24 protein-coding genes are annotated in these 20336 nt (G+C 35.5%); 17 read left to right on the top strand and 7 right to left on the bottom strand.

Annotated elements, in window-relative coordinates:
* Positions 1–67: 67 nt before the first annotated feature.
* Positions 68–1243, top strand: a complete 1176-nt coding sequence (lpxB, locus tag AW165_RS09790) for a lipid-A-disaccharide synthase (protein ID WP_060465701.1) — start codon at positions 68–70, stop codon at positions 1241–1243.
* Positions 1244–1279: 36 nt separating this feature from the next.
* On the opposite strand, the gene AW165_RS09785 is transcribed toward lpxB, so the two are convergent.
* Positions 1280–2149, bottom strand: a complete 870-nt coding sequence (locus AW165_RS09785; protein WP_002049907.1) for a DUF2797 domain-containing protein — start codon at positions 2147–2149, stop codon at positions 1280–1282.
* A gap of 39 nt (positions 2150–2188) precedes the next feature.
* Here AW165_RS09785 and AW165_RS09780 point away from each other — a divergent pair, with 39 nt between their 5' ends.
* Together AW165_RS09780 and AW165_RS09775 are read left to right on the top strand one after the other, a co-directional pair.
* The gene (locus AW165_RS09780; RefSeq protein ID WP_005069394.1) at positions 2189–2650 is read left to right on the top strand and encodes a DUF6231 family protein; all 462 of its coding nucleotides are present in this window, start codon (positions 2189–2191) and stop codon (positions 2648–2650) included.
* A gap of 99 nt (positions 2651–2749) precedes the next feature.
* On the top strand, positions 2750–3340 hold the full coding sequence (locus AW165_RS09775; RefSeq protein WP_060465700.1) for a YidB family protein: 591 nt from the start codon (positions 2750–2752) through the stop codon (positions 3338–3340).
* 109 nt (positions 3341–3449) lie between these two features.
* Here AW165_RS09775 and AW165_RS09770 read toward each other — a convergent pair whose 3' ends face one another.
* The 3 genes from AW165_RS09770 to AW165_RS09760 all read right to left on the bottom strand — a co-directional run bounded on the left by AW165_RS09770 (position 3450) and on the right by AW165_RS09760 (position 5513).
* Positions 3450–4556, bottom strand: a complete 1107-nt coding sequence (locus AW165_RS09770) for a porin (protein WP_014206653.1) — start codon at positions 4554–4556, stop codon at positions 3450–3452.
* Positions 4557–4812: 256 nt separating this feature from the next.
* Positions 4813–5226 carry an HIT family protein gene (locus AW165_RS09765; protein ID WP_005069390.1) on the bottom strand — a complete coding sequence of 138 codons (414 nt, stop codon included), beginning with the start codon at positions 5224–5226 and terminating at the stop codon, positions 4813–4815.
* 17 nt (positions 5227–5243) lie between these two features.
* A complete protein-coding gene (locus tag AW165_RS09760; RefSeq protein ID WP_060465699.1) occupies positions 5244–5513 on the bottom strand; it encodes a YARHG domain-containing protein in 270 nt (89 codons plus the stop codon).
* 858 nt (positions 5514–6371) lie between these two features.
* Here AW165_RS09760 and AW165_RS09755 point away from each other — a divergent pair.
* Positions 6372–6839 (top strand): hypothetical protein, encoded by a 468-nt coding sequence (locus tag AW165_RS09755; RefSeq protein WP_060465698.1) that lies wholly within the window; start codon positions 6372–6374, stop codon positions 6837–6839.
* Between the two features lie 110 nt (positions 6840–6949).
* Here the strand turns inward: AW165_RS09755 and AW165_RS09750 are convergent, their stop codons facing one another.
* Entirely contained in the window at positions 6950–8035 is a 1086-nt protein-coding gene (locus tag AW165_RS09750; protein ID WP_060465697.1) for an alpha/beta fold hydrolase, read from the bottom strand.
* Positions 8036–8171: 136 nt separating this feature from the next.
* Between AW165_RS09750 and AW165_RS09745 the strand changes: the two genes are divergently transcribed.
* The 5 genes from AW165_RS09745 (at position 8172) to AW165_RS09725 (ending at position 12423) form a co-directional block, all read left to right on the top strand.
* Complete coding sequence (locus AW165_RS09745) at positions 8172–9359, top strand: O-succinylhomoserine sulfhydrylase (protein WP_033849962.1); 1188 nt, start codon at positions 8172–8174, stop codon at positions 9357–9359.
* 169 nt (positions 9360–9528) lie between these two features.
* Positions 9529–9765 (top strand): hypothetical protein, encoded by a 237-nt coding sequence (locus AW165_RS09740; RefSeq protein WP_060465696.1) that lies wholly within the window; start codon positions 9529–9531, stop codon positions 9763–9765.
* A gap of 265 nt (positions 9766–10030) precedes the next feature.
* Positions 10031–10360, top strand: coding sequence for a YbaB/EbfC family nucleoid-associated protein (locus tag AW165_RS09735; protein ID WP_002113538.1), 330 nt, complete (start codon positions 10031–10033; stop codon positions 10358–10360).
* Between the two features lie 9 nt (positions 10361–10369).
* Positions 10370–10966, top strand: coding sequence for a recombination mediator RecR (gene recR / locus AW165_RS09730; protein ID WP_002113756.1), 597 nt, complete (start codon positions 10370–10372; stop codon positions 10964–10966).
* A 332-nt stretch (positions 10967–11298) separates the two neighbouring features.
* Positions 11299–12423 carry a ribonuclease D gene (locus tag AW165_RS09725; protein WP_060465695.1) on the top strand — a complete coding sequence of 375 codons (1125 nt, stop codon included), beginning with the start codon at positions 11299–11301 and terminating at the stop codon, positions 12421–12423.
* 462 nt (positions 12424–12885) lie between these two features.
* Here the strand turns inward: AW165_RS09725 and AW165_RS09720 are convergent, their stop codons facing one another.
* Positions 12886–13560, bottom strand: a complete 675-nt coding sequence (locus tag AW165_RS09720; protein ID WP_081410599.1) for an FMN-dependent NADH-azoreductase — start codon at positions 13558–13560, stop codon at positions 12886–12888.
* A gap of 117 nt (positions 13561–13677) precedes the next feature.
* Here AW165_RS09720 and AW165_RS09715 point away from each other — a divergent pair, with 117 nt between their 5' ends.
* From AW165_RS09715 to AW165_RS09705, 3 genes are all read left to right on the top strand, one after another.
* Positions 13678–14529 (top strand): LysR family transcriptional regulator, encoded by an 852-nt coding sequence (locus AW165_RS09715; RefSeq protein ID WP_060465693.1) that lies wholly within the window; start codon positions 13678–13680, stop codon positions 14527–14529.
* Between the two features lie 97 nt (positions 14530–14626).
* A complete protein-coding gene (locus tag AW165_RS09710) occupies positions 14627–14893 on the top strand; it encodes a hypothetical protein (RefSeq protein ID WP_014206661.1) in 267 nt (88 codons plus the stop codon).
* Positions 14894–15071: 178 nt separating this feature from the next.
* Positions 15072–15407 carry a hypothetical protein gene (locus AW165_RS09705; RefSeq protein WP_019767826.1) on the top strand — a complete coding sequence of 112 codons (336 nt, stop codon included), beginning with the start codon at positions 15072–15074 and terminating at the stop codon, positions 15405–15407.
* Between the two features lie 71 nt (positions 15408–15478).
* On the opposite strand, the gene AW165_RS09700 is transcribed toward AW165_RS09705, so the two are convergent.
* Positions 15479–15643, bottom strand: a complete 165-nt coding sequence (locus AW165_RS09700; protein ID WP_002113596.1) for a hypothetical protein — start codon at positions 15641–15643, stop codon at positions 15479–15481.
* 466 nt (positions 15644–16109) lie between these two features.
* Between AW165_RS09700 and AW165_RS09695 the strand changes: the two genes are divergently transcribed.
* Genes AW165_RS09695 through trpB form a run of 5 tightly spaced genes read left to right on the top strand, consistent with a single transcriptional unit; the run spans position 16110 to position 20120 of the window.
* A complete protein-coding gene (locus tag AW165_RS09695) occupies positions 16110–16415 on the top strand; it encodes a YcgL domain-containing protein (RefSeq protein ID WP_005069366.1) in 306 nt (101 codons plus the stop codon).
* Positions 16408–16794: a hypothetical protein gene (locus AW165_RS09690; RefSeq protein WP_025469819.1), complete on the top strand. Its 387-nt coding sequence runs from the start codon at positions 16408–16410 to the stop codon at positions 16792–16794. Before AW165_RS09695 ends, AW165_RS09690 begins: the two co-directional genes overlap by 8 nt.
* Positions 16795–16823: 29 nt before the next feature.
* Complete coding sequence (locus AW165_RS09685; RefSeq protein WP_002113662.1) at positions 16824–17675, top strand: AAA family ATPase; 852 nt, start codon at positions 16824–16826, stop codon at positions 17673–17675.
* Between the two features lie 15 nt (positions 17676–17690).
* Entirely contained in the window at positions 17691–18878 is a 1188-nt protein-coding gene (locus tag AW165_RS09680) for a vWA domain-containing protein (RefSeq protein WP_000498060.1), read from the top strand.
* A gap of 36 nt (positions 18879–18914) precedes the next feature.
* Positions 18915–20120, top strand: coding sequence for a tryptophan synthase subunit beta (gene trpB / locus AW165_RS09675; RefSeq protein WP_060465692.1), 1206 nt, complete (start codon positions 18915–18917; stop codon positions 20118–20120).
* The last annotated feature ends 216 nt before the right edge of the window (positions 20121–20336 follow it).

Raw genomic sequence — 20336 nt, 5'->3', positions numbered from 1 at the left:
GATCAAGTTCAAGATTGATAAACCTCTATGCTAGAATGCATTATTTCAAATTCTTGGGTAAATCACCTTGGCAAACCGAAAACTTAAAATAGGTATTGTAGTTGGGGAAGTTTCTGGAGATACGCTTGGTGTGAAACTTATGCGTAGTTTTCGAGAACAGGGAATCGATGCTGAATTTGAGGGAATCGGTGGTCCTCAAATGATTGCTGAAGGTTTTAACAGTTATTACCCAATGGAAACTCTATCTGTGATGGGGATTGTTGAGGTCTTAAAAGATTTAAAAAAATTATTCGCCGTGCGTGATGGTCTAATCAATCAATGGACTCAACATCCGGTTGATATTTTTATTGGTATTGATGCACCAGATTTTAATCTCAGACTTTCTAAAAGTATTAAAGAAAAGAATCTTCCAATAAAAACAGTTCAATATGTGAGCCCATCAGTTTGGGCGTGGCGCCAAGGACGTGTTCATGGCATCAAACAAAGTATAGATTTAGTACTTTGCTTATTTCCTTTTGAAAAAGTTTTTTATGAACAATATGAAGTTCCAGCAGCATTTGTAGGACATCCGCTAGCTAAACAATTGCCATTTGAGAATCCAATTCAAATTGCCAAACAGCAATTGGGTATTGATGAAAATCAGAAGCATATTGCCTTGTTACCTGGTAGCCGCAAAGGTGAAGTAGAGCGTCTTCTTCCTATGTTACTGGGGGCTGCCAATATTTTGCATACCAAACATCCAGACATTCAATTTTTAATTCCGGCAATTAATGATGCTCGTAAACAACAGATTGAGCAGGGTGTTGAACAATTAGCGCCTCAATTAAAAGCAAAAATTCATATTTTAGAAAATACGGATAATGAATCGAAAATTGGTCGTATGGTCATGAATGCGAGTGACGTTATTGCTTTAGCTTCTGGAACAGCGACATTAGAAGCCATGCTCATGCATCGCCCAATGGTCACATTCTATAAATTGCATTGGTTAACTTATTTAATTGCTAAATTCTTGGTGAAAATTCCTTATTACTCTTTGCCTAATATTATTGCGGGTAAAAAAGTAATTGAAGAGCTAATTCAAGCTGATGCCACACCTGAAAATTTAGCAGCTGAAATAGAAAAATTGATGAATATAGAAACCGCTCAAATTCAAGTGATGCAACATTTAACTATGCATAAACAGCTTATTTCTGGAAATACAGAAGACCCAGTCCAAACAATCCTAAAAGTACTTGAAAAGTAAAAAAAAGCCCCATTTTTAGGGGCTTTTTAAATCTACTCAGGCACGTACAATCAGCTCGTAACCAGTATATTTACGAATGTTGATAACACCAATATCAAAAATTAAATATTGGCCTTTAATACCTTGTAATACACCGCGAATTTTTGGTGTTTTATCTAAGTTTAGAGACTTAATTTTTTCAGGATATTGTTCAACTGGGTATACAAACTCACGTGGCAATTCATTTTCTAGTAGTTCAACCGTTTCGTTAAATTCAAGGTTTTGACTAAATTCTTCACGAATAGTTTGAATTTTAGGGGCGAACTCTTCGATTAATTGATCACGTTGTTCAACCATATTTAAAGGTTCAGCTTCACCCTTGAGGAGTTTGCGCCAATCTGTTTTATCAGCAATTAAAGAACCGAACATGGTTTCAAGCTGACCAGATAAACGGCGTGATCCAACTTTTAAAATAGGTAAGGCTTGAGTTGCACCTTGATCTAACCAACGACCTGGCATATGGCTAACACGCGTAATACCCACTTTTAAAGCACTAGAGTTTGCCAAATAGACAATATGTGGTTGGAAACAAACACTATGGGCAAAGTCATCTTCACGACATGTACCTAAATGATAGTGACATGTTTCAGGTTTCATAATGCAAAGATCACATTCTGCTTTGGTTTTAAAACATTTAAAGCAGTGGCCTTGAGAATAAGACTTCGGTGTTTTAGCGCCACAAGAGGTGCAATAAATATTACCTGTCCATTCGATTTCTAGTTCTTGTCCTAAATTAAAAGGAAGATCAATTTCTGAACGGTCTAATACAAATTTGTATTCAACATTTGCCTTGGTTGTCTGTTGATCAGTTACACTAGCATCTTTTAGGCCTGCATGCATTTTATGGCAAATGCCTTGTAGTTCCATAAAGTTTAAACTCACATCTTTCAATTAAGGGTTGCAGTTATGGCTGAACAAAATGTCATCACTTCTATGCTAGACGATTTATCAAACGAACAGCCCATTCATACTGCACTTTGTATTGGCCAGAAAATTGACCAGAATAACGCAATTCAATGGCACTATTTTACCGTAACTGAGCTTTTAAGTCTGCCTTTTACTCAGCGTTATGACTTGGGTTTTGTATTGTTTGATACTGATGAAATGCAGAACATCAGCGATGTACAAAAATCACAATTATTAGTAAAGCTAAGAGATTTATTAGCGAAACGAATTGTAGTGGTAAGTAAACGCAGTGATGAGCAGTTATTACGTTCTTTAGGTTTTACTCAACTTATTGATAAAACTTCACATGATAGTGATTTTGCTTTATGGCAATTTAATATATTGACTTATAAACATGTTCCAGACTGGTTTAATTCAAAGTTCTGGGCGAACCCGGAAAACTGGAATAAATTCCGCTGGTAAAAGAGCCCTAAATCTCTTTCAAAATTTAACAATTTGGCTTTTGCTGTCTTATCAAGAATCCGCGTATGCTCATGTATAAACCATACATAAGAGTTACACATGACTAATTTAAGCAACATTGTAGAAGTTTTGGCTAAGCAGGCTTTAGGTGGGAATCAGCAAGCGTCAGGTCAAGGTGGTTTAGGTGGAATTTTAGGTTCAGTGCTAGGACAAATGGGGGGTAATACTTCATCTGGTACCCAAGGTGGCCTTGGAGGAGTATTAGGTTCTGTATTAGGGCAAGTGACTGGCAATAACAATACACCTCAAACAGGTGGCGGCGTACAAAGTTTATTAATTGCAGTTGTGCCTTTAATTTTAGGTTGGGTACAGCAACAAGGTGGTTTACAAGCTGCATTAGAAAAGTTGAAAGGGGCTGGTTTAGGAAGTCAGGTTCAAAGTTGGGTTGATCCAAATCAAAGTAATAGCGAAGTTCCGACCCAACAGTTACAGAGTCTATTTAACCCAGCTGACATTGAACAAGTTGCCGAGCAAGCTCAAGCGCCCAAAGAACAAGTTTATGGTGCAATCGCATCGGTCTTACCCCAGGTCATTGACTCTTTAACACCTCAAGGTAACAGTACCGATCATCAAGAAGCAAACCAAGATATTCAAAATGTCATGAATCTTGTAAGTGGTTTTTTAAAATAAGATATAAATCTACAAAAGCCGATAAGTTTTATATCGGCTTTTTTTACTCAGAACAAAAAATAAAAGGGCATAAGCCCTTTTATTTTAGATCTGAATCAAACATAACTGATTAGAAGTTATATTCGATACCAGTACCTACAACAGTTTGTTTATCGTCTTCTTTAATCCAGTCGCGTTTTTGTTGAGCAACGATACCGTAGAAGCGAGCTTGTTTGTTGATTTGGTAGTCAAGACCTAAACCGTACAAGTCGATTTTACGATCTGATTGGCCACTTACTTGTGTTTCAGCTGAAGCATATTCTGCTTTCACTTTAAGTTTAGTGTTAGGAATTTTATAAGCAGCTGTTACTGCATATGCTTCTTCTTCTAAACCACGGTAAGCTTTGCCAGCTTTATCGATTGAACCATCTGATTTATATGATTGACCATATGCAGTCAAGTCATCAGTAGGTTCAGCGTGTTGCCATAAAGCACCTACAACAAAACCAGATTTAGCAATATCATAAGAACCAGTTACACGGTAAGCATCTGTATAGACATCTTTTAGACCGTAAGCTGCATATTTACCTTTAATACCAAAGTCACCAGCAGCAGCAATTGCTAAACCGATATCTTTGTTTTCGTAACCAAGCGATGTTGATACAGAGTCAAAGCTATCATTTTTGCTATCTTTACCAGTTTCACCCGGTTTGCTATCAGAGGTGCTTTCACCAGTTTGAGCCATGATATTGAATGTTAAACCAGCTAATAATTTAGGGTCTAATTCAAAACCGATCACGTTGTCTAAACGGTTTTCACCGTACATGATATTAGTAATATCTAAACGTGTATCGTCATTAAAGATGTCTTGGTTACCACCAGCAGCTGTTTTGAAGTAAGAATCATACTTACCTACTTTTAATGTACCAACACCTTCAGTTTTTAAACCGATAAAACGGTTACGAGCACTAAGGTCAGTATCAGAACCTGAACCATCAGTAGAAATTGCCCATTCAGCTAAATAAACAGCAGATAACTTGTCAGTTAATTTCTCTTCGCCTTTTACCCCAATACGAGAAGAGTTTGAGTTAACTTCGGTAACGTCACTTTTACCATCGAAATTTTTATTATCAACTTGGTTAATAGAAACATTTAGTTTGCCATACAAAGTTGGCGCTGCTTGCACCGCGTTTACGCTCAAAGTTGCAACTGCGGCAGCGAGTAGCAATTTCTTCATTGAGATTTCTCCAAAAGGTATTTAAAAATGGCGTATGCCTAGCTAACTATTTATTTTGTAGTTGACTTATGTACAAAAAGTTACAAAAGCTCACCAACTTGCTAAGCAGTATCGGCAAATTTTGTGACAGAGAAGTGAAGAATAAATGACAGTTTTATGACGTTTAAAATTTAGAAATAAATTAGTTGTTTTCATTTTTTGATAGTTTTTAGACGAAAAAAAGCGGAGCCTAAACTCCACTTTAACCATCTAAAAATCAAAGAGCTGCTTTAATTTTTTCAGCTAATTCTTTAATTTTTTCTTGATCCCCTAACTCAACAGCATGGCGTCCAAGATGATGCACATTTGTTGGAATTAGGTGAAAATGAACATGTGGAACAGTTTGTCCTGCTGCTGCTCCAGAAAGTTGCATCAATACAATACCTTCCAAATTGAGCGCTTTTTCCATTGCCTTAGCAATCTTTTGAACAATTTGTATAGTATAGGCTGCTGCTTCAGCAGGTAAGTCCAGCAGTGTTACAGCAGGTGTTTTTGGAATAACTAATGTATGACCATCGGCTTGAGGCATAATATCCATAAAAGCTAGAACTTGATCATCTTCATAGACTTTTATCGCTGGAAGTTCACCACGTAAAATTTTTGCGAAGATATTTTGATCATCATATGCCATGTATTATTCCTTTAAAATTATTTACATTTCAATTCTTTTTGACGTTCTTTAATAGCGTCAAGACGTTGTTGCTCTTTGTCAGAAAACTTTGGTTTCGTCGTATGACAGTTTTCATTACCATATTTTTCTTTAGCATCAGGATCTTTAAAACAAAAGCCTTTTGACGCATAAATCAAATTGTAATCATCTTGCAATTTTTGACATTCTTGCTCAGGTGTTGCAGCTTGTACGCCTAAACTAGCAATGCTCACTATGCCAGTAAAGACTGCAACCATAAATTTATTCATGAGCTTTTCCTCAGTTAAAGGTATGAACCTGTACTCAATATAAGGTTTCTTACCAATATTTCAATGACTATTAATTACTCAAGTGTCATTTTGGTTTGTATTTTAGGCAAAAAATGAATAAAATCTTTATATATCAATGTTTTAAAAATAAACAATAAAAACAAAAACTTAACTAAATTTTTATATATCTTTCGATAATTTAACTACGATCTAACACTTTGTAATTGCTCGTAATGAATGTAACAGAGGTCTTGCATCTGTTAAATAAAAAATTAAAAATGGCGTAGAAAAGCCATATTCACGACTCATCTTTTGCTGAAAAGACAGTTTTAGTTTGAATTTTGGTCAATGGAAAAGAAAGATATTAATGACATGATCAAAAAATAAAGCGTGATAGTTATCACGTTTTGTATTTTAGGATTTGGTGGAATTCACTAGGCCCATTTATTTTAGACGGAAATGGGCTTCTTTTATTGAAACAAAGATAAAATTTTCTCGACTTTTATTTTAGTTTACAATTCAACTGAAAGATATATTGCTTTTACATGTTATAGCTTCTATCATATGCTCCTTAATTGCTGCGTTTGATAGTTTTTTGTTTTTATAGCCTATTTCTCCAAATGAAATAGGTTTTTTTTATTAAAATTATTTCAAATCATGAAAAATAAACGGTTTATAATGATAATGATCTTACATTATATTTTATTTTTGTGATCGAATAGAGGGGTCACTTTCACAATTGCTGTGGTAGTTACTTTATAGCCTCATACCCTTACATATGGTAATAATATATCCATCATACTTCCTTAAAGGATCTAGTCATTCGTTAAGACTAAATATTAAAGGAATAGATGAGTGATGCCACAATTTTTACTAATTGCTGAAAGAGTTTATAAAAAGTTTGAAGAGCAAAAGCTTTTCTCAGAGGATGTAATTGGGCACTTAAATAGCTTAGTTAGTATTATCCGGCAAGAGATAAGAAGTACACCCTATCAACTAAAATATAACTTTATTGATTTTGAAGAGTGTTTAAATAAACCCGCACAGGAATGTAAAGTTAAACTCGATATTAGCTTAATGCCAACTTATAAGAATAAAAGTGAGTACATTATGTGGTTGGCAAGTTTTATCGAAAAAATTACTTTAGGTGGAAGAGAAAAGTTTCCACCACTTACAAATAGTTTACTACCGAGCTGTATAGTGATTAATCCTTATTTAACAAAACTGGAGCAGGCAAAGGCTTCTTCTGAAAAAAGTGCACAGATGATTGTAAATTACTTTAAATCATCTGATTATAAAAAAGTTAATAAAGTGCCTACACAATAAAAATAATAATTTTCTATTAAAACAATAATATTATAGGTAAATGTATCGTTATATGATCGTCTATTCCATCCACGCAAATAAAAGCAATAGGTTAAATTGTGACCTTATTCTTAAATTTGCGTTGATCTTTCGGTGAGCCATTTCGCTAGTTGTGGCCAGAACTCCAGCGCACTTGCCTGACTCGACATGAGGCCCAGATGACCGCCAGGGATGAGAGTAAATGTGACATCTTGGCTACTGGTTAACTGACTTAATGGTTGAGCTGCATCAGCCGTAACCAGTTGATCACTACGACCAGCTCCAACTAAGAGTGAACAGTCAATATTTTTTAATTCGATTTTTTTATCTTTTAATTGAATAGAACCTTGTCTTAATGGATTTTGTAGCCAAACATTGAACAACATGTCCTGATTTATTCCCCCCGGGTAATCAATCATATTATTTAAAAAGCTACTTAGTGTGGCATGTTCTTGTACGAACTGAAGATCATTAAGATTTTTAAGTAATTGAATATGACCATCGAGCCAGCCTTTAGGGTCGAGAATTTTGAAACCTAAAGAATTTAAAATTCCTGGGCTATGAATCAAACGTTTTGGCAATCCAGAATAAATACGGTCTTGAATTTTTTTATTGCGACCAATCGCGTTGTTTATGGCTCGGTAGAGTTTTCCAATATAACCAGAAGCATAACTGTCTATTGGACTACCAAGAACAATAAGATTTTTAACATAATTTGGATGATTATGCGCTGTATATAAAGTGACGAATATACCTGCCATACTCCATCCGTGAAGCGAGATTTGTTCACTTCTGGAGTGTGTTCTGACAAGTTGTATGGCTTTAGGAATGAAATCTTCAATAAATGATAAAAAGTTAAGATGTCTGTCCTTAAACTTTAAACGGCCCCAATCTACCAAATAGACATCAAAACCAGCATTTTGGAAGTATTTAATAAGAGAACGATAAGGATATAAATCATATATCGCCATATTAATAGCGAGTGGTGCAACAAATACTAAAGGTTCTTTAAATTGTTTTTGGTTAGTGGCGTAATAACGAATACGGGTTTGATTGAATTCACCAATCACTTCAAACGGAGTGCTTTGTGACAATACTAATGTCTGTGGGTGAAATAGTCGGGTAGAGAGGTGCTTGATTTGACTTTGTTCAGAGACAAGGGACTTTAAGCGTTTCATCTTGCTTTTACCAACTATTTACTAAAGTTGAATAAAGTCTAAGCGATAATTTTAAGGTTTACCTTGACCTTAAATACCCTAGACACTCAAAATGATGATAGTTTTTTAGTACATGACCAGTAAAGGCGAACATTTAATGAACCAGTCTGATGATTTAGAATACCAACTTGATACATTAGCCATTCGTACCGGACATACTCGTAGTTTTGAAGGCGAACATGGCGAACCGATTTTTTTGACTTCATCATTTGTATATGAAAATGCGGCTGAAGCTGCAGCAAAATTTTCTGGTCAGGTTCAAGGAAATATCTATTCTCGTTTTACTAATCCGACTGTATCAATGTTCGAAAAACGTTTAGCAGCTTTAGACGGTGCTGAACGAGCTGTAGCGACGAGCTCTGGAATGGGCGCAATCTTGTCAGTTGCTATGGCATATCTAAAAGCGGGTGATCATGTTATTTGCTCAAGAGCAGTTTTTGGTTCAGTTGTTGCCTTATTTGAAAAATATATTGCCAAGTTTGGTGTAGACATTACATTTGTTGATTTATGTGATTTAGACGAATGGAAAAATGCTGTACGTCCTGAAACCAAACTTTTCTTTGTTGAGTCACCGTCTAACCCTCTAGCTGAGATTGCAGATATACAAGCACTAGCAGATATCGCCCATGCGAATGGCGCATTACTTGCGGTTGATAACAGTTTCTGTACACCTGTTTTGCAGCAACCACTCAAGTTTGGTGCGGATCTTGTGATTTACTCTGCGACTAAATACCTAGATGGCCAAGGCCGTGCATTAGGCGGTGCTGTTGTTGGCAATCATCAGTTGTTAGAAGAAGTTTTTGGTGTTGTTCGTACGCTTGGACCATCAATGAGCCCATTTAATGCATGGGTTTTCTTAAAAGGTCTAGAAACTTTACGTTTACGTATGAAAGCACACTGTGAGAGTGCTCAAATTCTTGCAGAATGGTTATCTACTCATGAAAAGGTAGAGAAGGTTTACTACGCTGGTTTACCAGCTCATGACGGTCATGAACTTGCTGCTAAACAGCAAAATGGCTTTGGCGGTATTGTATCGTTCGTTGTTAAAGGCGAGCGTGAAGGTGCGTGGAAGGTTATTGATAATACTAAGTTTATCTCGATTACTGGTAATCTAGGTGATGTGAAATCGACGATTACCCATCCAGCAACCACAACTCATGGCAAACTTTCTGTTGAAGCAAAAGAAGCAGCTGGTATTCAAGAAGGTCTAATTCGTGTTTCTGTGGGTCTAGAAGATATTAATGACATTATTGGTGATATCTCACGTGGGTTAGATTTAATCTAATTAAGTTATGTTTGTTATGGAAAAGCCACATACATTTTAATGTGGCTTTTTTGTGTTACTAATAAACAACAATAGCAATAAAAAGTCTACGTTTTGTTATAAATCAGTCTAAAATTTCAACGTATAAAAGCTCTAAATTTAATAAAAATAACAAAGAGAGTCTTTAGTCATGCTTAAACCAATAATTATTTTAGTTGCGATAGGGGCAATTGGACTGGTTGGATATAAAGTATTTGCTCAAAAAGATGAACCAACACAGATGAGTGAAACTGTATTATTAATTAATGATGCAAACAAATCCGTTCAAGATGCTGATCTTTCAATAGAAAAAGCCAATACTTCGTTCAAGAAAGTTCCTTTAAGTGAATATAAAACAAACAATAAAAGTCTACAGGCTGCACAGTAACTTTTCTAAATTTTACTTTTTTCTATTCAACAAAAGTTTTTTATATAAAAGCTTTATAGTGGATTGACCATAGAAAATAGTTTCATAGATACCAATAGAAAACATTGATTTATTGTGTCAGAATTACGGATTAATTTTGATTTAAACGTACTAACCTCAATGATCTTGAAGATCTATAGGGGGAGTAGAAAGAGTTTAAGTTTTGCAGTGTTATGTGACTATCAATAATACTTGAAATATGTGATAGAGATACGGAGTTAGGTTTATGAATATCAATATGCTTATGCAGCAAGCGCAGCGCATGCAAAAAGATATGGAATCAAATATAAAAAAGGCTAAAGAAGAGCTTGCTCAAACTGAAGTACATGCTGAAGCGGGCGGTGGTTTGGTTAAAGTCACAATGACTGGCCGTTATATCGTAAAACGTATCGAAATTAATCCAGAATTACTTCAAGATGAACCAGACATGATTGAAGACTTAATTGCTGCTGCAGTAAATGATGCTGTGCGTCAAGCAGAAGTGATTTCTGAAGAAAAAATGCAAAAAGCAAATTCTGGTATGGGTTTACCACCTGGTTTAGCGGGCATGTTCTAAGGAAATTCAGTGTTTAGCGATAGATTTGAACAACTCGTTCAAGCTTTACGTATATTGCCAAGCGTTGGTCCGAAGTCGGCTCAACGTATGGCTTTACATCTTTTGATGAAAAACCGAGAAGGGGCATTTGCATTAGCGCATGCTTTACATGAGGCTTCAAGTTATATACATGAATGTAGTGTCTGCCATTCTCTGACTGAACATGAAATTTGTGATATTTGCGCCTCAACTGACAGAGATGATCAGTTATTGTGTGTGGTTGAATCACCAGCGGATGTGATGGCGATTGAGCAAAGCGGTAGCTTTCGTGGAAAATACCATGTTTTAGGTGGCCATCTTTCTCCATTAGATGGTATTGGTCCGGAAGAAATTGGTATTCCTTATCTCATTCAGCGTCTAAGCCAAGGTACTATTGAAGAAGTCATTTTGGCAACCAATGCAACTGTAGAAGGACAAGCGACAGCCCATTATTTGGTAGAGGCGACTAAACATTTACCAATACAAATGACACGTATTGCTCAGGGCGTACCTCAGGGTGGTGAACTCGAATACGTAGATAGCCATACTTTAAGTCAGGCAGTGCATAACCGCATGAGAATGAAATAAGCATTTCGATGCTTATTCCATTACTGAATGCGCTATTAATTTGATTAAATTTATTAATTGAATTCAGTTATTAAACATAAATATTATTCTGTCTTTTATTATTAAAGATAGTTTAAATAAAATATGAATATAAGCATGAAAAAGATCTTATAAATTTTAAATAAAGAACATTTGGAGATAAATTTAAAAAGTACAAATAAAAGATCAAAAAATTATCTATTTTCGAAAAATTGTTCAAAAATAGAGTATTCATAAAGGATTAAGTAGCATTTTTCTGCTTCTATGTTATATATACCAGAGTTTAAAGCACTCTTTGCAATACTTGAGAAAGCATGTTTCAGTTTATCCAACAGCAAACCGAATTGGTTGATGTTCTTCAAAAAATGGATCAATGTTCAATATATGGACTTGATACAGAATTTATTAAGGTTGACACACTCTGGCCTAAACTTGGAGTATGCCAAGTCAATGTAAATGGTGATGTCTATCTGTTGGATGGTGTTTCATTAGATCTAAGTCAGTTTTGGAAAAAGATTTTTCTCGCGCAGCAAAACATTTTTCATGCATGTGGAGAAGATATTGATTTAATCTATCATTATGCTGATCAAGAAGATTTGCTTAATGTGTTTGATACTCAAGTGGGGCTTTCTTTTTTAGGTCATGGCCTGCAAGTGAGTTATCAAGGTGCTTTAAAACTTTGTCTTGATATTGATATTGAAAAAGATCAAACCAGATCTGATTGGTTAGCTAGACCGTTATCGCCTCAACAACTTTGTTATGCTGCTAATGATGTTTTGTATCTAATGAAGTTAGCTCATCATATTCAAGAGCAGCTTAAGCAGAAAGGGCTGTATGACTACGTTCTTGAGGATTGTAGTAGCTTAACTAAAGAAATCATTAGAGAAACCCCTAACGAATTACTATATACCGATGTGGGAAATTATCGTCACTCACGTCGTCAGCTAATGCAGCTACAAAATTTAAGTGAATGGCGTGAATACATTGTGAAAGCAACGAATCAGCCACGTAGTTTTATTCTTAGAAACTCAACTATGATTGATATGGTTGAAAAGAACCCACGCAATAGCTTTCAACTATCGCAAGTGAAAGATATTCGTCCAAATGTGGTTCGTGAGTACGGCAAAACGATTTTAGAACTTCTTAAAGATTTGCCAGTCGAAAGCAAATGGCCATCAAAGATTGCAAAACCATTTAAGGTTACGTCTAAAGAGACTTTAAATAAAATGGATATGGTGCTTGCTCATGCAATAAATGAGACTTCTATTCCTAAAGAAGTGTTGCTGAGAAAAAAATGGTTAAACGCCATTCATCAACATGTTCTATGTCAAGGGGATGAACAGGATTTACCAGACTATCTGTTAGGATGGCGTTATGAGTTATTAACGCAACCATTAATCCAATTGTTTCAAGAAGAAAAACAAAGTTTATCTATTTAAAATGAACAAATAATAAGAAATTTAAAGGCTCATCATATGATGAGCCTTTTTAACTAAAGCATAATCATTCTGTTAAATTTTTAATTAATTATTATTTAAAATGAGCTAATTATAATATCTAAGTATACAAAAAATAGATTTTCTGTAGTTTATCTAAATAATTATTTAGCCTGATAAAATTCATAAAATAATGTAATAAAGTTAATATAATTTGAAATTTCAATAATGAATTAAATTAATTTATATAATGAGAAAAATTCAATTGATTAAACATACAGGTCTGTATATTCTTAGATCTAAGAAAAACAATTTCAACTTATATAATATATAACTATAAGTTTGTTTCGGTGCAGAAATGAAAAGCCTACCCAATTGGGTAGGCTTTTTTATTTTTAATGATATGGATCAGTTAAAGTGACTTAATTTATGAAATTTAAAAATGAGTATTGAAATCTACAGATATTATCTAAATGAATCAGCAAGTTTAGACACAACTTCTTCAGTTTTTCGAAAAGCATTTTCCAATGACTCTCTATGCCTTTGATCTCCAAACTCTTGATACTCAGAAGTAATTTCATAAATTTTTTCTACGCCTAAATATTTGCTCAGTGTACGAATGTGGGGTACAAGATGACTCATATCATGCCGAATCCCATCTTTCTCAAACCCAAATTCACCGCTGGAAGTGATAATAATTAAAATTTTTCCAGCTAAAAGAGGTTGTAAGGGAAAGTCTCCACGAGCTAGGTCAAAATCAAACGTTTTATTGATACGAATAATTTGATCAAACCATGCTTTCAGTTGAGCAGGCATGCCGTAATTGTACATAGGTGAAGAAATTACAAGAATATCTGAGCTCGAAACTTCTGCTATTAATTGATCTGATATAGATAAAACATCACGTTGAGCTTCGGTCCTTTTATTGTCAGGTGTGAATACAGCATCAATCCAATTTTGATTAATAAAGGGTGGTGGATTCATTCCTACGTCACGATAGATATACTCATCTATAGGCAATTGTTGTTTCCATGAGTTGATCAACCGACTGGCAATATTTTTTGAAATAGAATTGTGATTTGGGTTAGGGTTAATTGCAGCTCTGACACTAGCATCTATATGTAATATTTTACTCATCATTAATTCCACAAAGTTGGGATTTAATTTATTTTGAGTTTTAAAACATAAGTAGACAAACGAGAAAATTACAATTATAGATGATTTTAGTTCATCTATAATTGTAAATGGGGAGAAGACATGCAAGTTTCTTTGCAAGCACTTAAAGCATTTGAATCAGCCGCTCGATTGGGTAGTTTTAAGTTGGCTGCTGAAGAACTTTCGCTTACACCGACTGCAATTTCACATCATGTTGCGAATCTAGAAAGCAGATTAAATGTTGATTTATTTCATCGACAGGTAAGGAAAATAACGCTTACAACGACAGGGCAAAGACTTGCTGCAGCAATTTCTGAGGGGTTTCGTAAGATTGAAGATGCACTAGATGAAATAACAGTAAATGGAAACGTAGTGAGAGTCGCTAGTACGTCTTCACTAGCTGCAATGCTGCTAATTCCTTCAATAAATGAATTTTATCAATTGTACCCCGATATATCAGTTGAGTTTTCTACTGGTGAAACTTTAGATAATCACTTATATACATTACCTATTCGATATGGCGACGTATCATTGGTCCAGTCTCAAGATATCGTTAAATATGAGTCTTTTAATGTATTTGGTACATCCAAACTTGATCCGCTTAAATGTTCTAGTGAACCAATAACTTTATTTACGACAGAATGGAAAAATAAGGCGTTACCAAGCCCACCACTAGAGGCTTGGCTTGAGGAAAATGAATGGAACCAAGATAGGGTGACGATTAAGAAATTTGATCAGGAAATTTTTGGGATACACGAGGCTTTATCTGCCAATGGATTAGTATTTTGCTCTACTACACTTATCCATAGGTTTGTTAAGGCGAATCTTTTACAGGAGTTTAAAACTAAAGCCGTTCAATCAAAGCTATGTTACTACATTCCAAATAAGGAAGATCTTAAAAATAGAAATGCCAGAAAATTTATCGAATGGGTAGAAAGTTTATTCAATCAATAAACTTATATCTCTGATTAGTTTTAACTACACAACACTAAAACTTATATAGCCTTTTTATGCTATAAAATTATATAGATTAATAATTAGAGAGATAAATATGCTTAACAACTTTAATGCTGAACAAGCTCGTCAAAACGCTAAAAACTTTAAAATAAATCAAGACGTCATATTGGAAAAAATTTTAACTGGTACTGAGTCTGAATCTAAGGAGGGGAAACGAAAAGCAACTTTCTGGTTTCCTGTTGATGCTATAAGCCCTGATCATCTTACACTGGTTGAAGAGGAGCTTAGAAGCAGAGGTTTTAATGTATCAACTGATATTGAGCACTCCGGTACTACGATTACAATTGAAATAAGCTTCTAATGAGTGATTGTTTTAACTAAACCACTCTTAAAAAAGAGTGGTTTTTTACTGTATATTTTTCCGTGATTTAAATGAAGTTAAATATAAATTTATTTACAATTAAATTTATATTAATCAGGATATTATTTGACAGATTCTACCTTGTTCTGTAGCTTTACTTTTTAAGTGGAATATGGATATGAACTTCCAAACAATACTTTTATCTTTCAAAAATCAATCTACTGGTACAGATGCATTTAAAGACTTAAAAAATGCATGTGAGCAGTCTCTTAAAGAATCTCAAGATACAAAAGAAAAAGCAGCAGTTTACCTAATCTACGGTTTCGCACGTAGTTATGTAATCTTATATGAAGATGAAGCTGTAACGACCGAATTTGCCCATACTTCTAAAACCCAACTCATCGCTTATATGGAAAGTCTTAATGAGGCTTTATTAAGTCAAGATGATAGCGCTATTTTGAGTGCCTTAAATCAAGTAAGCGATGACTATATAAAAAGCTCTCGCGTCTTCTAGAAAAAAATTAAAACGTCCTTAAATAAAAAATACTTCTTTAGTTTGGCTAAAGAAGTATTTATTTTTATATATTAATGGGACTTTTTCTTACCGCCACCATCTTGTTTGTTGACGGTAGACCATGCAATTCGTTCGGCTTCTTCTTGAGAATGGCCTCTATCTACTTCACTCTCAACAATATGTTTGGCCTGACGTTTTTGCTTTGCTGTATAAGCAGTTTTATCACCACGAGGCATAAGTTCATCCTCCACCATATCTATGAACAAGATACTTATTATTGAAACATATCTCGCTATTAAACGAGTTAAGTAACATCTGGTGATGTGTAGTGAAGTAGTTAAAAGTTTTACTCAAGTGTGTATTCTTAAATAGGTGAAAAAGAAATTTATTATTTTGATAGCTTAAGTATAAATCTTGCAAGAACACTATTATCAAATCTTTGATGATGAATACTTTTTTAAAATCCAAGAACTGCTTTTATTTTAATAAAATAGATTTTGTGTTTTAGTATTTAAAATCAAAAACTTATATTGTTTTTATGAAATCTAACTCCTGTTTGGAACAAAGTTATTATCGACCTTAATCAATGTTGTAGGTTAATATTTCTCAAGAATTAAAAAAACGACTGATGCGTAAACAAACCTGCGTGTGTGTGTCGTTTTTTTTCATGTATGCTGTCCTTAGTTCAAGAGTTGATTTGAAATGCACTGTGATATTTATAGATCGAGCAAAAAAGATGAAATGTACATGTATATTGCTCGTCCAAACTATCCTGACAATACGGAACAAGCTGATCCGTTTGAAAATGTTCCTGAAGCTGTTTTACAAGCGTTTGGTCGTGCAACGTTTGTCATGCATTTAGAGTTGGCTCCAACACGTAAATTGGCGCGTGTTAATGTTTTACATGTTTTAGACTCATTACAAACAAAAGGTTTCTTTATTCAGATGCCGCCAGAAGGGTTAATTAACCCGAATGCAGTTGAACCAGAGGGCTTACGTGGTGCGTGAAGATCAAACTGGAATAATGAATCAGTTATTCTCTTTTTTGGATGTTATTCCTGAAGGTGTTATTGCTTTAACAGCTTATGGAATAGGCGCTATTATTGCTTTGTGGTGTTGGTGGCGATTAATGCGCCGTCTTCCTACCACTTTTGGTGCAATTAGCTGGTTGATTGTATTTGCTATTTTAGTTACACCAACAGTGTCTGAAGGACCGAATGCATCTGTAGCACCTGCTATTTTTGGACTTCTTTTTGGTATTTTAACTAAAGATAGTCCGTTAATTTGGTCAAATTTATCTTTAATTCTGTTTGTAGTTGGTCTAGGTTTGGTGATTGGATATTGTTGGTCAAAATATTCAACAAACAAAAGCATGCGTTCCATCTAACCATTGAAATAGAAAAATAAGGTCTTTACATGTCTGCTGATACCCAACATTTTACCGGTACAGATCAATATATCGCGACTGATAGTCTTAAGCTTGCTGTAAAAGCAGCTCGTGCTTTGCAAAAGCCTTTACTGATTAAGGGTGAACCGGGCACGGGTAAAACTTTACTTGCTGAACAAGTAGCACAAAGTTTAGGTTTAAAACTGATTACTTGGCATATCAAATCTACAACTAAAGCACAGCAAGGGTTGTATGAATATGATGCAGTTTCTCGTTTAAGAGATAGCCAGTTAGGTGATGACCGAGTTTACGATATTAAGAACTACATTAAACCCGGTAAATTGTGGGAAGCTTTCACCAGTGAAGAGCGTTGCGTATTATTAATTGATGAAATTGATAAGGCCGATATCGAGTTTCCAAATGACTTGTTGCATGAACTCGATAAAATGTCTTTTTATGTTTACGAAACGAATGAAACAATTACGGCAACGCAACGCCCAATTGTAATTATTACTTCAAATAATGAAAAAGAATTACCGGATGCATTCTTGCGTCGTTGCTTCTTCCACTATATTGAGTTTCCAGATGAAGCCACAATGCGAGAAATCATTGCGGTTCATTTCCCAAATATCTCTGCCACACTAGTAAACGAAGCTTTACAGGTTTTCTTTAAACTACGTGAAATTCCTAATTTAAAGAAACCACCATCAACCTCTGAGTTAATTGATTGGTTAAGCTTACTCATGGCAGATGATATGCCTGAAGATGTATTACGTAATCGAGATACCTCTAAAGCTATTCCACCTTTATATGGTGCTCTCATCAAAAACGAGCAAGATGTACAACTTCTCGAACGCTTGGCTTTCATGTCTCGACGTTAAGGGAGGGAGTAACCCATGTTTGTGCGGTTATTTTACACCTTACGTAAATATGGTGTTCCAGTTACCACTCGTGAACTCATTGATCTAAACCGTGCGGTGAGTGAAGGTTTGGTTTTTGCCGACCAAGAAGAGTTCTATCAGCTTGCTAAAACTATTTTAGTTAAAGATGAGCGATTTTTTGATAAGTTTGACCGTGCCATGAAAGATTACTTTGATGGCATTGAAACTTTTGATATCGATGAGTTGCTTAAGCAAGTTCATAAATTACCAAAAGACTGGTTCGATTTAGAACTTCTCGAAAAGCATTTAACACCAGAGCAAAGAGCTGAACTTCAAAAAGCAGGTTCTTTAGAAGAACTGATGAAAATGCTAGAAGAGCGTTTACGCGAACAGCATAAGAAACACCAAGGTGGTAACCGTATGGTTGGCACAGGTGGAACTTCACCTTTTGGAGCTTTTGGTGACCATCCAGAAGGCGTCAGAATTGGTGGGCCGGGGCGTAAACGTTCGGCGGTTAAAGTCTGGGAACAGCGGAAATACCAAAATCTAGATGACGACCAAGTTCTTGGAACTCGTCAGATGCAAATTGCGTTACGACGTTTACGCAAATTTGCTCGCCAAGGCGCAGCTGAAGAGTTAGACGTTGATGGAACTATTCGAGAAACAGCCAAGCAAGGTATTTTAGATGTTCAGATGGTGCCAGAGCGTCGCAATCGAATCAAAGTACTCATGTTGTTTGATGTGGGTGGTTCGATGGATGCACACATTGCCCAATGTGAAAAGCTTTTCAGCGCAGCTAAAACCGAATTCAAAACGCTTGAATACTTTTATTTCCATAACTGTCTTTATGACTATGTTTGGAAAGATAACTACCGAAGAACAGCAACCCGCATGAATACATGGGATCTGTTCCATACTTACGGACGCGACTATCGTGTAATTGTGGTGGGTGATGCCAGTATGGCACCGTATGAGCTGAAATCGGTAGGTGGCTCGGTTGAATATATGAATGATGAAACAGGTGAAGTTTGGTTACGTCGCCTACGTCAACATTTTGATAAAACAGCATGGTTAAACCCCGAAACTGAAGGGTATTGGCATTACACTCAAACCATTGGTTGGATTAAAGAGATTTTTGAGAACCATATGTATCCAATGACTCTAAAAGGCATTGAGGATTTGACGCGTTACCTTTCTCGATAAACTTGATAACTTTAATAATTTAAAAAGAGGGATGATATGCAACATCAAATTAATGGTATTGCTTTGCCAAATGAACAGGGATTTTTTGGTGAGTATGGAGGTCAATTTATTCCTCCACATTTAAAAGAAGCAATGGATGAAATTAATGTTGCTTATGAAGAAATTCGCCATACACCAGAATTTCAAAATGAATTATCAGACCTCTTTTCAAATTATGTAGGTCGTCCAAGTCCTTTATTTTACGCAAAACGTCTTTCTGAGCAGTTAGGCGGTGCACAAATTTATTTAAAACGTGAAGACTTAAATCATACGGGTGCCCATAAAATTAATCACTGTTTAGGTGAGGCTCTACTTGCCAAATATATGGGCAAAAAGAAAGTTATTGCCGAGACTGGTGCGGGACAGCATGGCGTTGCTTTAGCAACGGCTTGTGCTTTAGTTGGTATTCCATGTGAAATTCACATGGGACAAGTCGATATTGAAAAAGAACACCCTAATGTGGTCAAAATGAAAATTTTGGGTGCTCATTTAGTTTCAGTAACACGTGGTACAGCAACCTTAAAAGATGCAGTTGATAGCGCTTTTGAAGAATATTTAAAAGACCCTAAAAACTTTATTTATGCAATTGGTTCTGTGGTTGGACCACATCCATTTCCAAAAATGGTTCGAGATTTTCAATCGATTATTGGTAATGAAATTAAAGAGCAGACGCATCATCGTTTTGGTAAAAACCCAGATTATGTTGTCGCATGTGTTGGTGGCGGTTCAAATGCAATCGGTGCCTTTACAGCATTTCTAAATGATTCGGATGTGAAATTGGTTGGGGTTGAACCAGCAGGACATGGTTTAGAAACTCACATGCATTCGGCAACTTTAACCTTAGGTAAACCAAGTCAAATTCATGGTATGGCGTGTTACGTGCTTGAAAATGAAGCTGGTGAACCGTTACCCGTGCATTCTATTGCTTCAGGATTGGACTATCCTGGTGTTGGGCCACAGCATAGTTTCTTAAAAGATTTAGGCCGTGTGGAATATAGCACTGCAACTGACCAAGAATGTTTGAATGCTTTTATGACCTTATCTCGTGTAGAAGGAATTGTTCCTGCGCTTGAAAGCTCACACGCTGTCGCATGGGCAATACGAGAAGCACCAAAGCTGTCGAAAGAAACCATGATTGTGGTTAATCTTTCTGGTCGTGGAGACAAAGATTCGGATTATGTGGCAGAAAAACTTAAGCTTTAAACCAACTAAACACAAAAAGCGGTCTTTAAATATTGACCGCTTCTTTATTTCATAGACGAAATCTATACCTGGTTAAAAGTTCATTATTTCTTAATTAAAACAAAGTATTCTGATTTTAAGCTGTGATTGTTAGAGATAGGTGTGTAAAACACTGCTTCACAAGGCAAAGCGTTGCGTTGCTTTGTCTCACTCAGTAGAATAGTCACTTTGCAAAAT

Origin of the sequence: Acinetobacter sp. LMB-5 (assembly GCF_001541635.1) — a bacterium.
Classification (GTDB): domain Bacteria; phylum Pseudomonadota; class Gammaproteobacteria; order Pseudomonadales; family Moraxellaceae; genus Acinetobacter; species Acinetobacter pittii.
The sequence above is the reverse complement of the archived record's forward strand: the minus strand, read 5'-3'. Positions and strand labels throughout refer to the sequence as shown.

Excerpts from the sequence above, each read along its gene's own strand:
- AW165_RS09710 (WP_014206661.1), top strand. The coding sequence starts at position 14,627 with ATGCTTAACAACTTTAATGCTGAACAAGCTCGTCAAAACGCTAAAAAC.
- AW165_RS09705 (WP_019767826.1), top strand. The coding sequence starts at position 15,072 with ATGAACTTCCAAACAATACTTTTATCTTTCAAAAATCAATCTACTGGT.
- AW165_RS09785 (WP_002049907.1), bottom strand. The coding sequence starts at position 2,149 with ATGGAACTACAAGGCATTTGCCATAAAATGCATGCAGGCCTAAAAGAT.
- AW165_RS09745 (WP_033849962.1), top strand. The coding sequence starts at position 8,172 with ATGAACCAGTCTGATGATTTAGAATACCAACTTGATACATTAGCCATT.
- AW165_RS09740 (WP_060465696.1), top strand. The coding sequence starts at position 9,529 with ATGCTTAAACCAATAATTATTTTAGTTGCGATAGGGGCAATTGGACTG.
- AW165_RS09680 (WP_000498060.1), top strand. The coding sequence starts at position 17,691 with ATGTTTGTGCGGTTATTTTACACCTTACGTAAATATGGTGTTCCAGTT.
- AW165_RS09685 (WP_002113662.1), top strand. The coding sequence starts at position 16,824 with ATGTCTGCTGATACCCAACATTTTACCGGTACAGATCAATATATCGCG.
- AW165_RS09720 (WP_081410599.1), bottom strand. The coding sequence starts at position 13,560 with ATGATGAGTAAAATATTACATATAGATGCTAGTGTCAGAGCTGCAATT.
- AW165_RS09695 (WP_005069366.1), top strand. The coding sequence starts at position 16,110 with ATGCACTGTGATATTTATAGATCGAGCAAAAAAGATGAAATGTACATG.
- AW165_RS09775 (WP_060465700.1), top strand. The coding sequence starts at position 2,750 with ATGACTAATTTAAGCAACATTGTAGAAGTTTTGGCTAAGCAGGCTTTA.
- AW165_RS09770 (WP_014206653.1), bottom strand. The coding sequence starts at position 4,556 with ATGAAGAAATTGCTACTCGCTGCCGCAGTTGCAACTTTGAGCGTAAAC.
- trpB (WP_060465692.1), top strand. The coding sequence starts at position 18,915 with ATGCAACATCAAATTAATGGTATTGCTTTGCCAAATGAACAGGGATTT.
- AW165_RS09750 (WP_060465697.1), bottom strand. The coding sequence starts at position 8,035 with ATGAAACGCTTAAAGTCCCTTGTCTCTGAACAAAGTCAAATCAAGCAC.
- AW165_RS09760 (WP_060465699.1), bottom strand. The coding sequence starts at position 5,513 with ATGAATAAATTTATGGTTGCAGTCTTTACTGGCATAGTGAGCATTGCT.
- AW165_RS09765 (WP_005069390.1), bottom strand. The coding sequence starts at position 5,226 with ATGGCATATGATGATCAAAATATCTTCGCAAAAATTTTACGTGGTGAA.
- AW165_RS09735 (WP_002113538.1), top strand. The coding sequence starts at position 10,031 with ATGAATATCAATATGCTTATGCAGCAAGCGCAGCGCATGCAAAAAGAT.
- AW165_RS09700 (WP_002113596.1), bottom strand. The coding sequence starts at position 15,643 with ATGCCTCGTGGTGATAAAACTGCTTATACAGCAAAGCAAAAACGTCAG.
- AW165_RS09780 (WP_005069394.1), top strand. The coding sequence starts at position 2,189 with ATGGCTGAACAAAATGTCATCACTTCTATGCTAGACGATTTATCAAAC.
- AW165_RS09725 (WP_060465695.1), top strand. The coding sequence starts at position 11,299 with ATGTTTCAGTTTATCCAACAGCAAACCGAATTGGTTGATGTTCTTCAA.
- AW165_RS09715 (WP_060465693.1), top strand. The coding sequence starts at position 13,678 with ATGCAAGTTTCTTTGCAAGCACTTAAAGCATTTGAATCAGCCGCTCGA.
- AW165_RS09755 (WP_060465698.1), top strand. The coding sequence starts at position 6,372 with ATGCCACAATTTTTACTAATTGCTGAAAGAGTTTATAAAAAGTTTGAA.